Genomic DNA, 14443 nt, shown 5'->3' on the forward strand with positions numbered 1-14443 from the left:
GCGTAAATCTTGCGGGCCAGACAAGGGTTTCTTCACCCCCCTCCGGTATAGGCCGGGCCAATGGGTGACCCTGGTTTGGACGCAGGCTAATGAGTATTCACTGGCAATATGTTCGGCACGACAAGCTGGACGCGAACCTTCTGGAGGCTGAGCACAGCCTGCATCAGTCGCCGCTATTCTGCGACGCATCACTTGCGGCGCTGCTTGACGCCTACCCGCGTGACAGGCTCGGCATCTGGACCTTTGGCGAACAGGTAGAAGGCGATGAGAAGCCTATATTCGGCACTGCGAACGATTTGAACGGTGAAGAAATCCTGGAGGCCGTGAAGAAGGGACGCATATGGCTCAACCTTCGCGCCACCAACGAGCTTGTGTCCTACTATGCCGACACGGCCCAGAATATCTTCGACAGCCTGCAATCGCGTATCGGCCAGCGAATCATCAAGCGCGATATGAGCGTTCTTATCTCGTCACCCGGAATTCATGTTCATTATCATCTGGATATTCCGCTGGTGGCGCTTCTCCAGGTGCGTGGCACGAAGACCCTTTACCTCTATCCTGAGACAGAGAGATTCGCGCCGACGGAGCGCCTTGAAGCAATTGCGCTCGGCGAAGGCGACGAAAGCCTCTACTTCGAAAACGACTTTGAACATCACGGCCAGCCATTTGAGTTAAAACCCGGGCAAGGTATCTCGTGGCCTCAGAATGCGCCGCACCGGGTCCAGAATGGCGACATGATGAATGTCTCGCTTTCGTGTGAGTTCATGACATGGCCCGCCCTGTTCCGGGCCAACGCTCTTTACGCCAATGGGCGTTTGCGACGCGCGTTCGGGGCGAAGCCGGGTCGTCCGCAGGGCGTCGTTCCGGCAACGTTCGGCAAGGTTGCACTTGCGCGCGTTTTCAAGACGTTTGAGCGTGCAGAAGCGGTGCCCGAACCACATCGCCCTGCTTTTACGCTAGATCTCAATTGCCCGGGCGCTGTCAGACCGATCTGATCAGAACGCTCTCCCTCGACGGTTGATATTTCCGGATCAATGTTTTCGCCAGCATTGAAAGAACCCGCAAACAGGTCACAATAGTCTCCAGATACGGAAATTCCGGCTGAGGGGTTGATATGAAAATTGCGATGCGTCTGGCAGTGGCTCTGTCCGCTGCGACCTTCCTCACCGCATGTAGCGGCGGAGAGAGCAGCGAGAACGACACCACTGACGATAAGGCTGAAGCGTTCGATCGCGACCCTTATCCATCGACCTATACCCCCTACCCGTCCGGTGCAGTGCTTCTTCAGAACGCGACCGTCTATGACGGGGTCGGGAACGTCTTCGAGAACTATGACGTCCTTCTGGAAGGCGGCAATATTGCTGGCTTGGGCGAGGATCTGGACGCTGGCGACGATGTTGAAGTGATCGACGCGTCGGGCAAGTTCGTCACCCCGGGCATCATCGACAACCATTCCCACCTCGGCGTCTATCCGTCGCCAGGCGTTAGCGCCCATCAGGACGGCAACGAAATATCGGGCCCTGTGACTGCAGAAGTCTGGGCCGAACATGGCGTCTGGCCTCAGGATCCTGGCTTTACCCGCGCGCTCGCAGGCGGCGTCACGTCGATGCAGATCCTGCCTGGCTCGGCCAACCTGTTTGGCGGGCGCGGCGTCACCCTGAAAAATGTGCTCTCCCGCACGGTACAAGGCATGAAATTTCCGGATGCACCTTACACGCTGAAAATGGCATGCGGCGAAAACCCTAAGCGCGTCTACGGATATGGCGGCGGGCGCTTTCCAGGCGGCGCCCCCTACTCGCGCATGGGTAATGTTGCCGGGTATCGAAACTCCTGGATCGAGGCCAAGGCCTATCGGGAAAAGTGGGATGCGTGGGAAGCAGACGGCGGCGACATGCCGACTCGCAACCTTGAGCTCGATACGCTCTCAGGCGTGCTGGACGGCGACATCCTCGTTCACATGCATTGCTACCGCGCCGACGAAATGGCGCAGGTCATCGATATGTCCGAGGAGTTTGGCTACGAAGTCACTTCCTTCCACCATGCGGTGGAAAGCTACAAGATTGCCGACCTGCTGGCCGAGAAGAACATCTGTTCATCCATGTGGGCCGACTGGTGGGGCTTCAAGATGGAAGCCTATGACGGCATCCGAGAGAACATCCCTCTCGTCCATCACGCGGGCGCTTGCGCGATCGTTCACTCTGACAGCGATATCGGCATCCAGCGCCTAAATCAGGAAGCGGCCAAGGCGCTCGCAGATGGCCGTCGCGCAGGTATCGAGATTTCTGACGCTGATGCGTGGACATGGCTCTCCGCCAATCCGGCAAAGTCGCTCGGTATCTTCGATCAGACTGGCTCTCTTGAGATTGGCAAGGATGCAGACGTCGTTCTGTGGAATGGCGACCCTTTCAGCTCCTATTCGAACGCTGAACGCGTCTATATCGACGGCGCGCTCATGTTCGACCTTGAGCAGCCAGACTTCACCCCCGTCACAGATTTCGAGCTTGGCCAGCCTGGCGAAGGAGACCTGAAATGATCTTCAAATTCGCAGCAATTGCCGCGTTTACCTCGCTCGCTGTTTCTAGCGCGCTCGCACAAAACCTCGCTATCCAGAACGCAACCCTTTTTGACGGTGAGACGGTTCGCGAGGATGCGACCCTCGTCATCCGCGACGGAACCGTGGTGGCCTGGGCCGATGCAGATCAGCTTCCTTCGGGCCTTGAGACCATCGACGCAGAGGGCGCATGGGTTACACCCGGTATCTTTTCGGCGTTTTCGCAAGTCGGAATCGTCGAAGTTGGCGCAGAAGACTCAACCAACGACACCTCAGCAGGCCAGTCAGCTTTCGGCGCTGCCCTTGATCTGAGCGACGGCTTCAATCCCCGTGCGACAAGTATCGACATCACCCGTATCGAAGGCGTCACCCGAATGGCTGTGGCTCCAAGTCTTGGCGCCTCACTCTTCGGCGGCCAGGGCTTCATCGCAACGACAACCGGAGAGCCCGGTTCAGTCATCGAGCGGCGCGCTTTCACCTTCATCAATCTTGGCGAGGGCGGGGCTAGCGTGTCTGGTGGCTCACGACCTGCCGCTTGGGCGACACTTCGCGCTGCGTTTGGTGACGCAAGAGCCTTTCCGACGCGCTACCTCGCGCACAGCGAAGGCGACGCGTTGGGCCGCATGGATGCCGAAGCCTTCACACGGGCGGCCCGCGGTGATCAACTCATGCTTATTGCTGTGAGCCGAGAGAGCGATATCCGCGAAGTCATATCGCTGAAGAAAACGATGTCGAACCTTCAGATCGTACTGGTTGGTGCTCAAGAAGGCTGGATGGCGGCAGAAGAGCTGGCTGAAGCGAACATCCCGGTTATCATTGATCCGTATGATAACCTGCCCAGCAGCTTCGCTCAGCTAGGCGCGACTCAGCAGAACGCGGCACGGCTTATCGAAGCCGGCGTCACGACAGCCTTCGCCCATCTGGACAGCAGCAGCCATCAGGCGCGCCTCGTTTTGCAAAGTGCAGGCAACGCCGTTGGTAGCGGTGTTGATCACACCGACGCTCTGCGTGCGATCACATCCGTTCCAGCTGAGATCTTCGGCATTGATGGCGCTGGTCGTCTCACGGCGGGTGGCCTGGGCGACCTCGTCATCTGGGACGGCGATCCGCTGGAAGTCGCGAGTGCGCCAGTCCGCATCTTTATCGATGGCGTGGAACAGTCGCTCGAAAGCCGCCAGACGAAGCTGCGCGACCGCTACTTGGCCGTTGATGAAAGCGAACGACCTATGGCCTACAAACGCTGATCAGCGTTTGGCGACATTCTCGACTTTTTCGAGGGGTTCAATCGTCTGCACATAGCCCGCTTCAGCCGGGATGTGCAGGCAGGGTTTGCCTTTATCATCCTGGCCAACAACTGGCAGAACCGTGACGACATTCCCGTCCCTGAACCGGCTGATGGCGGTCGGCACGCTCTGCGCTTCAGCGAGCTTTCCAAGGTTCATCTTGGTCGGGAAGATGATGGTCGCCTCGCCAGCCGCTTCCATGTCGAGGGCCAATTGCGGCGACAGCCAGACAGCGTCCGTCGTTTCACGCCCATCATGGGTGGCGAGCTGTTGCGGCGGTGTCGGCGCCAGATAGAAATGCGTGTCGAAGCGCTTTGGCATCATGTCGGGCGTAATCCAGTGACCGAAGTGGACGAGCGTATCGAGCGCCAGCACAAGGTCATGCTCCTGGACGAGTTCGACGAAGCTCTTTTCACGCCGATCGACCGCTTCCCGGAACGGGGCGAGTTTGTCAGCAACGTCGACGCCGACAAGCGCTGCACCTTCGCCCCGTGCGCTCGCCGGGCGCGCCAGGATAATCCCTGATTCTTCAAAGGCTTCTCTTAGCGCTGCGACGCGGGCGATCCGGGCCTTGCCCTCATAATTACCGTCGCTCAGCGCACCCCATTCATCCGATGCATCTTCCTCATTCGTCTTGCCACCCGGAAAGACGAGCGCACCGGCGGCGAAGTCGATCTGATAATGGCGTTTCACCATGAGGACCTGAAGTTCCGGCGCATCGCGCAGCAGGAGAACAGTGGCGGAAAGTCTTGGCGCGGCATCGGTCATAACGAATTCTCCCTCAGATCCAGCAAATTTGCTGCAAATCCACCCGTTCCAATCCGCGTGATCTCAACGAGCGTCTGTCATTGTTTTTCTATCGGTACATTCACAGACAGGAATGCGGCATGCAACAGGTTCGGACACGCACATCGGCTCAGCCATCAATTATTCCAGGCGAAGGTGAGCTGCGGCTGTCCCCTGTTATCCATCTGGTCACTGGCGATATCGTCAACCAGGTGGCCGAAACACAGTTTGCGTTTGACGACCGCGTATCCTTTGGTGCCGGCAGCCTCTTCGTGAACCGCATCAGCCCTGCACTCTGGCTTGCTCATCAGGTCGAGAGCGTTGCCCGCCTCGCCAACGAAACGCCACAAGCCACCGCGCGCCCGATCATCATCGAAGCGCCCATCGCAGCCCTGATGCATCCAGATACGCCAATCGCCTGTGAGGCTGCCGCTGCCCGTAGCCGCATCTGCCCTCAGGAAATCTGTATTGAAGTCGATGACGCGACCTTGTCCCAGTCCAAGTCCGATATCCTCAAAAGCATCGAAGCACTTCGCCGCCGCGGCTTCCGCGTTGGCGTGAATGCCACCCGTTCATGGTGCACCCCTCTCGACACGCATCTGCGCCTCCTGCTGGATTCGGTCCGCATCGACGCGTTGAAAGTCTGGAGCGAAGCAGACCTGCTGAACCGTATCGAAGCGGCCAGCGCGTGCGGCATGGCTGTCATCGCTGAGAATGCACGTTACCGTGACGGTGAGAAACTGGCGGCAGTCGGCATTGAGCTGGCCCGCGCTCCACGGGTCGACGGCTAGCCGAAACGGCGCGCTGCTTCTTCGGACGGCGGCGTTTCCATGGCGCGCGCCTGCTCTGAATAGAAATCCAGTTTTTCGAGCAGATAATCGAGGTCGCCCTTCGGGATGGCCTGGAATTGCGTCAGCACGCGTTCGATCATCCGCATCCGGAAGCGAGCCTTGTCATTCGGGCCGCCATCGACCTCGGTCTCGTGGAAGACATTCACGGCGGCCTTGAAGGCTGGCAACAGCTTGCGCGGCAGGCCGGCCCGGTCGAAGATCGCTGCCAGACCGCGCGGGCCCGCATCGTGGATCATCAGCCACGCCTTGCCATGTGTGACCCCGGCAAGCTCTGCCACCGCATGCTCGACAAATTTCATCTGCCCAAGGCAGAGCGCGCGCATGATGAGAGAGTTGGTCAGGCGGCCATTGAGGTCCAGCTGGTGCACGAAGTAGCCCATGTCCTGACTGCGGTCCGCCTGCTCCACCAGATCCACAGTCGCGCGCTCCCGGGCACCTGAGGCGAGGTCGATCGCCAGTTGGGCGGGTAGTTCGTGCCGGTTTACCAGCATATCGAACGCCTGCCCTGACACCAGCGAGACCAGCTTCTCTGCAACGTGTACCGGAATGTGCTCACGCGCGATGAGCGCAGTCTTGACGCCATCATTTTCTGCAAACCGGTCTATGGAGCGGTCAAAGGCCTTGTTCGTCCAGCTTGCGCCGCGATTGCGCGCCAGCGCGGCGACGGCGTCGGCGATGCCTTCCCCAGCAATGGTTTCGCAAAGCTCGGCATCAATCCGGTCGCGAGAGGCAATGGCGATCTGCTTGGCACCTTCTACGGCGCGGACGAGCTCGATGAGGTCCTGATCCGTCAGTGACGGCGAATATTGGAGGACAGGCAGTGCGACTGTCTCGACATCTCTTGCAAGCTTCAGTGCCACATCACGCGGCAGGCGCGGCGAGTTGCGCAGCGCCACAGCCAATGTCTTGCGCACAAGCTCTGCAGCATCCTGCGCGAGGATGGCGATAATTTCTTCTGCGTGGCGGCGTTCTGTGTCGGTCAGCGGATCAGTCGCAATGCGGCGGCAGAGCTTGTGCGCAATGCCAGCCCGTTCGTCCGGTGTCTCACCTTTCATGAGCCGCTCAATGTCCCCTTCGGACAATTGCGGCCGCATGCTTGAAATACCCATCGATAGCGCCTTCCCTCAGCCGAGGAATCAATTTGCTGAGAATTGTATTGTGCCGGTTAATGTCCGGTTTACCAATGGGTCCGGCAGCAGACCTGAAATAAATCTGGGAGTAGACATGCTCGAAGGCATTCGCGTCATCGAATACGCAACTTATATGGCCGCCCCTGGCGCAGGCAGCATTCTGAGTGACTGGGGCGCTGAAGTGATTAAGGTCGAACCGCCCGGCGGCGACCCGATCCGAAAATTCTTCGCCACCATCGGCACCGACATACAGGACAATCCGGTTTTCGACTTCGACAATCGCGGCAAGAAGTCCATCGCGCTCGACACGACGACAGATGAAGGCCGCAAGATCCTGAGGGAACTGGCAGAGGGCGCCGATGTCTTTCTCACTAATGTGCGCCCGGGTGGCCTTGCCCGCTCTGGTCTCGACTATGAGGGGCTGAAGTCAGTCAATCCGAAGCTCGTCTATTGCAGCCTGACTGGCTACGGCCTCGATGGCCCTGACGCCGACAAGCCAGGCTTCGATGTGGCAAGCTTCTGGGCACGGTCCGGCGCGGCCCGTACCACGATCCCGAAAGGCGGAGAGCCATTCCCCTGCCGGACTGCCTTTGGCGACCATACGACAAGTATCGCAGCAGCGGCCGGCATTTGCGCCGCTCTGGTAGAAGCTACGAAAACTGGCAAAGGCCGACTCGTAGAGGCATCGCTCCTTCGCACCGCCCTCTTCACGCTCGGCTCCGACTTCGCGATCCAGCTCTTTTTCGGGCGGCTTGGCTCTACCAAGCAGCGCCACGAACAGACCGTGCCGATCATGAATTTCTTCCGGACCAGCGATGACCACTGGCTCTGCATTGTCGCACGACAGGGCAATTCAGACTGGGCGCCGATCTGCCGGGTCATTGGGCGCGAAGACCTTATCGAAGATGAGCGCTTCTCTTCGCCAAAAGCGCGCCGAAAGAACAGTGTCGAATGTGTTGGTATTCTCGACGCAGGCTTCGGCGAGATGACCAAAGACGAAGCCGCAAAACGGCTTGATGAGCAGTCCATCGCCTGGGCACCGGTCCAGACAATGGCCGAAGCGGCTGCCGACCCGCAGGTTCAGGCAGCTGGCGGCATCGTCGATGTTCCATCAGCCGCAGGCGATGGCACATCGTTCAAGTCACCCGCGTCCCCGGTCCGGTTTCCGGGCGCCAATGATGGCCCGAAAGGCCCGTCACCGAAATTCGGCCAGCATAGCCGCGAAGTCCTCGCTGGCCTTGGGCGCAGCGAGGACGAAATCGCTCAGTTGCTGTCGTCAGGCGCCGTCTCGGATGGCATGAGACCCGCAAAATAGCTGCGGATTTCATCGCCCCGTTCGGCTTCAAGCGCGACGCAAAGTCCGATGCTTTCGCGCGCCTCAGCCAGGGCACGTTCGTAGCCAGGGGCCAGTTCGCCATATTCAGCGAACAGGTTCTCGAGCTCGCCCACGGCTTCCGGAGAGCAGAGGCCACCTGCAAGACGCGGGGTCGAGCGTGGGCGCTGGCCGGGGATACGAAGCACGAATTCCGGGTAGTTGGACTGTAGCCACGCCCAAGCCTGCTGCTTGGTTTCGCTCTGGCGCATCTGGCCCGACATGATGGAATAGGTTTCCCGCGTACCAAGCTGGCCGGACATGGACAAATCCATGATCACTGGCAGAAGCGCCGGGTCATTATTTTGGCCGATGGCATAGGCAACAGCCTGCTCGAAGGTCGGGTCGTCGATATCTGAAAGCGATGCAAGCATGGCATTGAGGAAAGGCTCGCCGCCTTCCTGCATGCCGATCGCAAGCGCCGTGGCAAAGTCATCGCTGGTGAGCCCGCGAACCTCCCCGCTGACGGGAAGTCCAACGTATGCATTCGCCGCTCGTGCGAATTCGTCGCGCAGTTCTGCATCATTTCCGGTCCGCGCCAGGAAGGATTCGAGCCTCGATGTCAGGATACGGTCGCTCTCACGCTCCGACCCTCTCGCCCGTTCAAGACGAGGCCGGAATACACGCGCAATCTCGGCCTCCATCCCTGCCCTTGCGGCATCATCGCCTGATACCGCCCGGTAGAGCGTGGAATATGCGCGCACCGCACCATCAACCACTTGTCGTTCATCGTGGCGGGCGGCCGCATTCGCAATCGCCGTAAGTGTCGGCAGCGCCAGTTTGCCCGCCTCGAAGCTTGCAACCGCACTGTCGACGGCCGTCATGGCCTCGCCGGGTTCAAGCGAGCCGAAGTTGATGGCAAGCAGCGCCCATTGCGCATCTGGCATCGTGAACCGCCAGTACCCGGCACCACGTGCATTCGGCATGATCCAGTCTGGGCAGGTCTCGAACTGGTCAAGCGTAAGCGTGGCTGTCTGCTCACTCATCATGGTGCAGACACGCTCACGCGTGTCACCGCTGGCAGCGACAAGGCAATAAGGAATGGTCCAGCGACGGCTCTCCTCGATCGGGCTCCCCAGCGGCTGATAGCGGCTTTGTGAAAGCGAGACTTCGGGCGTCTCGCCGTCGCGGCATTGCAACTCAGCGCTGACTAGCGGCAGACCGGACTGCTCGACAAAGCTGCGGAACGCCGTCGTCAGGTCCGGCTCATTGGTCTCGTCAGCGATGACTTCAAAGAAGTCGGGGCTGTTTGCAACGGAGTCCTCAAAGCGGGAGATATAACGTCCCAGCGCAGGCCGGAATGTCTCTGCGCCAAAATAGGAATCGACCATCGCGATGACGGCAAGGCCCTTGTCATAGGTAATGGAGTCGTACGCGTTTCGAATGTCTTCGTTCAGCGTGATCGGCTCTCGCACCGCCCGCGCGCTGCGCAGACTATCGAGCGACATGGCGCTGATGCTGTCCGCGACCGCATCAAGCTCATAGCCGCCGTCAGGTTCCATGTGGGATAGCACGATACCTGTCGCCCAGCTGGAAAACGCCTCCTTCAGCCAAAGGTCATCCCACCATGGCGGCGTCACGAGATCGCCGAACCACATATGTGCAATCTCATGGCTGTGTATGTTGAGAAGTGCCCGGCGCATCGCAGGGCCGCTCGAAGGCCCGTAGAGAATGCGGCTCTCGCGGTATGTGATCGCCGCGGCAAGCTCTGTCGCCCCGCTTGGCCATTGCGGTGCGGCGATGATATCGAGCTTTTCATACGGATATGGAACGCCGAGTTCCTTTTCAAAAAAGACGACCATCGGCTCAGTCATCATCAATGCGTATGAGATTTCGTTGGCCTTACCCGCGCGTGTGTAACCTGTAAGCGGCACGGAAAAATCCCTGACTTCATTCGGCGAAAGAGATGGACCATCCAGACGATCGAACGGTCCGACGGCGAGCGACAGGAGATAGGTTGGCAGCGGACGTGTCGATTTGAAACTTATCCGCTTAAGTCCCTCCTCTTCCAGCACTTCTTCACTCGCGATAGACGTATTCGCAATTGCAGTGTCGGTTTCCGGCACGGTCAGCGTCAGATCAAAAGGGGTCTTGAAGCGCGGCTCGTCAAAACCGGGCATGAAGCGCCGCGCCTGGATGCTTTCGGATTTGGCGAGCGCGTAAGCATTGCCCTGCTCATCGACCTTGAACAGTCCAGTGAGGTTCGCATCGAACGGTGCTGTATAATCAATTGCCACACGGACAGTCCCTGCGCTGGCCCGGCGAGGAAAGTGTATCCAGGCCACGCCTGAGTTCAGGACATCGCGCCATGTCGCTCTTTCATCCTGCATATTGTCGCCGGTGACGGTGACCTCCCGGATTTCCAGCCCCTGTCCATGCAGCCAGAACCCCTGCGCAGGCTGATCGAATTCAACATCTATCGTAACAGTGCCGCCGAACCGGCTTTTGCGAGGATCGATTTCCAGGTTCATCTGGTATGCGGTCGGTCTTACCCCATCAGGCAGCGGCCCCCTGGGCGCGCGCTCATAGAGGTCGGCAAGTTCCGGTTGTTCCTGACGCGGCGTTGGACCGCACGCAGCAAGCCCGATGACGAGTGCACAGACAAGAATAAGACGTTGCATGGAAAACCCTGAATTGCGTGTAACAATTCATATGAGCCAGCCCCCATTGGCGTCACCCAGAAAATGGACCGTCAGCTGTATTTCGAGCAGCGCCAATCTCTGACTTCGCATGGCGCATGGCCTGAATCGCGCCTATAAGGGCGCCATGAAAATCGCGACCTGGAATGTGAACTCCATCAAGGCCCGCATGGCGACGGTGCTTGATGTCCTGAAAACCATTGATGCGGATGTCATCTGCCTTCAGGAGATCAAATGCGAGACCGAGAACTTCCCCTATATGGAGATTGAAGAGCTCGGCTATAATTGCGCGGTTCACGGCCAGAAGAGCTATAATGGCGTCGCGCTCCTCTCACGCTATCCGCTCGAAGATGTCGTAACCGGCCTGCCCGGCAATGAAGACGATGACCAGGCCCGCTATATTGAAGCGCTCGTCCTGGCAGACCGGCCAGTCCGCGTCGGCGGTCTTTACCTGCCAAACGGCAATCCTGCGCCGGGGCCGAAATATGATTACAAGCTTGGCTGGATGAAGCACTTGAAAGCGCATGCCGAAGCGCAGCTGAAGCTGGCAGAGGCTTTCGTTTTGGCGGGCGATTACAACGTCATTCCGCGTGATGAGGATTGCTGGGATATCGCCGTCTGGCGCGACGATGCGCTTGCGCTGCCGACAACGCGCGCCGCTTTCCGAGAGCTGAAGTGGCTGGGCCTGACCGAAGCCTATGAAGCCGCCGATGGGCGCGCGCATGAGTACAGTTTCTGGGACTATCAGGCCGGCGCCTGGCAGAAAGGCCACGGCATCCGGATCGACCACCTCTTGCTGTCACCCCAAGCCGCTGACCGGCTGACAGGCGTCGAGATCTACAAGAAGGCGCGCGGGCTGGAAAAACCGTCAGATCACGTGCCGGTTATCACAACGCTCGCTGACTAGTCGAACCTAGTCTTTCGGGACGCAGTGCATGTTATAGGCGCTCACGCGCGCATTCGCACTCGCCGCCTTTTCCTGCAGGTCAGCCTCGACGGCGCGTAGACGCGCTTTCAGGTCTTCATAGGCCGCCTTGGAGCGGTCAGCCTGTCGGGCCTGCTCGACGCTGAAATTGCGCATGGCCTGATCATTCTGCCAGGTATCGCCCGCATCCTCGACCTTCGGGACGAGCGCATCGCGCTCTGCCTTCAACTCAAGAACAGATTGTTGATCCGTTCGGATGCTCTTGGCTTGCTGGACGCAGCTTTCAGACGCGGCCGCGAAAGGGGCCGCCACAAAAGCGGTCAGGGACAGAGCAGCTACGGTCAGGGAGTGGGTCATCTTGATCATCCTCTGAGACTACAGGTTTGAGCCTGAAGCCTCGGTGAACGGCGTGACCATTCCATGGCCGTAATCTGCAGCTTTCACGACGATTCAGAGATCGGCGTAGACATGACGTTCGGCCTTGAAGCCCTCATGGGTGACAGCCCCTTGATAAGCAGGGCCTACAAGCTTTGCGAACTTCGCAAGAGCGCCTGACGCGTATTTCGTCTCGCGCGGGGCCCAGCTTTTACGGCGTTCGGCCAGTTCTGCGTCGCTGACTTCAAGATCGATTGTGCCTTTGGCCGCATCGATAGAGATCATGTCACCATCCTTGATGAGACCGATTGGCCCGCCTTCCTGCGCCTCAGGTCCGACATGGCCAATACAGAAGCCGCGCGTTGCGCCAGAGAATCGACCGTCGGTGATCAGCGCGACCTTGTCGCCCATGCCCTGTCCGTAGATTGCGGCGGTGGTGGACAACATCTCGCGCATTCCTGGGCCGCCCTTCGCGCCCTCATAGCGGATGATCAGGACATCGCCTTCCTTATAGTCACGCGACTCAACAGCTTTGAAGCAGGCCTCTTCGCCATCGAACACGCGGGCCGGCCCGCGAAACTGGAGCGACTGCAGACCCGCAACCTTCACAATGGCGCCATCAGGCGCGAGTGAGCCCCACAGGCCGACCACGCCGCCGGTCTTGGTGATCGGATTGCTGGCAGCCGAGATGACTTTCTGCTCCGGGTTCCAGGTTACTTCTTCGAGGTTCTCGGCCCATGTCTTGCCGGTCACCGTTATACAGTCGCCATGAACAAGGCCCTGTTCCAGAAGGGTTTTCATCAGCATCGGCACGCCGCCAGCCTCGCCGAAATCCTTGGCGACGTATTCACCGCCCGGCTTGAGTGACGCGATGTATGGCGTCTTCTCGAAGATTCGGGCGACATCCTTCAGCTCGAAATCTACGCCGCACTCATTGGCCATGGCTGGAAGGTGAAGCGCGGCATTGGTCGAGCCCCCGGTTGCGGCCACGACGACGGCTGCGTTCTCGAAAGCCTCGCGCGTACAGATGTCGCGCGGGCGTAGATTGGTTTCGATGAGGCGCATGACGGCCTCACCAGAGGCGACAGCATACTCATCGCGGTTCGCATAAGGCGCCGGCAGAGCAGAGGACAGTGGGAGCGCGAGACCGATCGCCTCGGACACGCAAGCCATTGTATTTGCGGTAAATTGACCGCCGCAGGCCCCGTCACCCGGGCAGGCGATTCTCTCCAGCGCGTGAAGTTTCTCTTCCGTCATGTCATTATTGCCAGCCGCATGCGCGCCCACAGCCTCGAATACATCGAGAACGGTGACGTCCTTGCCCTCAAATCGGCCCGGCAGGATGGAGCCGCCATAGAGAAAGACAGATGGGACGTTAAGGCGCAGCATGGCCATCATCATGCCCGGCAGCGACTTGTCACAACCAGCAACGCCAACGAGTGCATCATAGCCGTGACCGCGCATGGTCAGCTCGACGGAATCTGCAATGACTTCGCGCGAAACGAGCGATGAGCGCATGCCTTCATGGCCCATGGCGATGCCGTCTGTAACCGTGATGGTACAGAATTCACGCGGGGTGCCATCACCGGCCTTTACGCCTTCGGACACCGCATGGGCCTGACGCATCAGGGCGGTGTTACAGGGGGCTGCTTCATTCCAGCAGGAGGCGACGCCGACGAAGGGCTTTTTGATGTCCTTGGTCGACAGGCCCATCGCGTAATAATAGCTACGATGCGGGGCGCGGGCCGGGCCTTCGGTGACGTGGCGCGACGGCAGGCATGACTTGTCCCAGGTCTTGCTCATTTCGCGGGCTCCTAAAGCTTGATCTTGGATAATCTGATAGAAGCCCGGCCCGGTTGAGGCTAGGGGTCGGCAGCGAATTTCCGCCGGAAAGTGTGCGAAAAATTCTGCCCTTTTGCCCTTAAAACACGGTGCAGTGACGGTGTACTAGTGGTATTTTTGCCGGTGCAGCGCAAACTCCGCGCAAATTTATTCTAATTTCAGCTGCATAAGGAATTCGAGATCGAGGTGATTTCCGACCGGGAAGTCAAACTCTCCCACTTTCTCGAAGCCATGTCGCTCATAAAGCCTGCGCGCGCCATCATTCTCGGAAAAGACGCTGAGATATAGCTCCGGCGCCTGCGAGATCTTCGCCCAGTCGATCGCCTCCTCAATGAAGTGCGAGCCGAGCCCCCTGCCCTGAAGCGCCCCGTCGACATAGACCCGCATCAGCTCCACTGCGCCGTCTTCGGCGTCGTCGGCCGGCAGCTCCAGCGGCGAGCAGACGAGATAGGCACCGAGCGCGCCGTCTGGCAGCGCGGCCACCCGGACCAGGTAGTCCGGGCTGTCGATCATATGAGCGTAGAACGTCTGTGCGTGAGCCTCTTCAAGATAGGCGTCGAGATCGGCCTTGGCATAAAGATGACCGAACTTCTCAAGAAAGGTCCGCTGGCCGAGTTCTTCGAGCGCAGCCGCGTCGCCGGGAACAGCAGCGCGGATAGTAACACCTGTGAGATCAGCTGACATATCAA

At 59.4% G+C, this 14443-nt stretch carries 12 protein-coding genes; 6 read left to right on the forward strand and 6 right to left on the reverse strand.

Going from position 1 to position 14443, the window contains the following annotated elements; all coding sequences use genetic code 11:
• Nucleotides 1-89: 89 nt before the first annotated feature.
• From O4G74_RS06950 to O4G74_RS06960, 3 genes are all read left to right on the forward strand, one after another.
• Nucleotides 90-995 (forward strand): hypothetical protein, encoded by a 906-nt coding sequence (locus tag O4G74_RS06950; RefSeq protein ID WP_269401913.1) that lies wholly within the window; start codon nucleotides 90-92, stop codon nucleotides 993-995.
• Nucleotides 996-1114: 119 nt separating this feature from the next.
• The gene (locus tag O4G74_RS06955; RefSeq protein ID WP_269401914.1) at nucleotides 1115-2533 is read left to right on the forward strand and encodes an amidohydrolase; all 1419 of its coding nucleotides are present in this window, start codon (nucleotides 1115-1117) and stop codon (nucleotides 2531-2533) included.
• Nucleotides 2530-3795, forward strand: coding sequence for an amidohydrolase family protein (locus tag O4G74_RS06960; RefSeq protein ID WP_269401915.1), 1266 nt, complete (start codon nucleotides 2530-2532; stop codon nucleotides 3793-3795). The genes O4G74_RS06955 and O4G74_RS06960 overlap by 4 nt, the downstream gene beginning before the upstream one ends.
• Here O4G74_RS06960 and O4G74_RS06965 read toward each other — a convergent pair whose 3' ends face one another.
• Nucleotides 3796-4602, reverse strand: coding sequence for an NUDIX hydrolase (locus tag O4G74_RS06965; RefSeq protein ID WP_269401916.1), 807 nt, complete (start codon nucleotides 4600-4602; stop codon nucleotides 3796-3798). It abuts the gene before it with no gap.
• Between the two features lie 119 nt (nucleotides 4603-4721).
• On the opposite strand from O4G74_RS06965, the gene O4G74_RS06970 reads away from it, so the two are divergent.
• Nucleotides 4722-5411 carry a hypothetical protein gene (locus tag O4G74_RS06970; RefSeq protein WP_269401917.1) on the forward strand — a complete coding sequence of 230 codons (690 nt, stop codon included), beginning with the start codon at nucleotides 4722-4724 and terminating at the stop codon, nucleotides 5409-5411.
• Here O4G74_RS06970 and O4G74_RS06975 read toward each other — a convergent pair.
• Complete coding sequence (locus O4G74_RS06975) at nucleotides 5408-6580, reverse strand: DUF2336 domain-containing protein (RefSeq protein WP_269401918.1); 1173 nt, start codon at nucleotides 6578-6580, stop codon at nucleotides 5408-5410. The genes O4G74_RS06970 and O4G74_RS06975 overlap by 4 nt on opposite strands.
• A gap of 115 nt (nucleotides 6581-6695) precedes the next feature.
• Here O4G74_RS06975 and O4G74_RS06980 point away from each other — a divergent pair, with 115 nt between their 5' ends.
• Nucleotides 6696-7916, forward strand: a complete 1221-nt coding sequence (locus O4G74_RS06980) for a CaiB/BaiF CoA transferase family protein (RefSeq protein ID WP_269401919.1) — start codon at nucleotides 6696-6698, stop codon at nucleotides 7914-7916.
• Here O4G74_RS06980 and O4G74_RS06985 read toward each other — a convergent pair.
• A complete protein-coding gene (locus O4G74_RS06985; protein WP_269401920.1) occupies nucleotides 7865-10594 on the reverse strand; it encodes a M1 family metallopeptidase in 2730 nt (909 codons plus the stop codon). The genes O4G74_RS06980 and O4G74_RS06985 overlap by 52 nt on opposite strands.
• 145 nt (nucleotides 10595-10739) lie before the next feature.
• On the opposite strand from O4G74_RS06985, the gene xth reads away from it, so the two are divergent.
• A complete protein-coding gene (xth, locus tag O4G74_RS06990) occupies nucleotides 10740-11519 on the forward strand; it encodes an exodeoxyribonuclease III (RefSeq protein ID WP_269401921.1) in 780 nt (259 codons plus the stop codon).
• 6 nt (nucleotides 11520-11525) lie between these two features.
• Here the strand turns inward: xth and O4G74_RS06995 are convergent, their stop codons facing one another.
• The 3 genes from O4G74_RS06995 to O4G74_RS07005 form a co-directional block, all read right to left on the reverse strand.
• Nucleotides 11526-11894, reverse strand: a complete 369-nt coding sequence (locus O4G74_RS06995; protein ID WP_269401922.1) for a hypothetical protein — start codon at nucleotides 11892-11894, stop codon at nucleotides 11526-11528.
• A gap of 93 nt (nucleotides 11895-11987) precedes the next feature.
• Nucleotides 11988-13715, reverse strand: coding sequence for a dihydroxy-acid dehydratase (ilvD, locus tag O4G74_RS07000; RefSeq protein ID WP_269401923.1), 1728 nt, complete (start codon nucleotides 13713-13715; stop codon nucleotides 11988-11990).
• Between the two features lie 186 nt (nucleotides 13716-13901).
• A complete protein-coding gene (locus O4G74_RS07005) occupies nucleotides 13902-14438 on the reverse strand; it encodes a GNAT family N-acetyltransferase (RefSeq protein WP_269401924.1) in 537 nt (178 codons plus the stop codon).
• Nucleotides 14439-14443: the final 5 nt, after the last annotated feature.

Origin of the sequence: Henriciella marina, assembly GCF_027213945.1 — a bacterium.
Taxonomy (GTDB): domain Bacteria; phylum Pseudomonadota; class Alphaproteobacteria; order Caulobacterales; family Hyphomonadaceae; genus Henriciella; species Henriciella marina_A.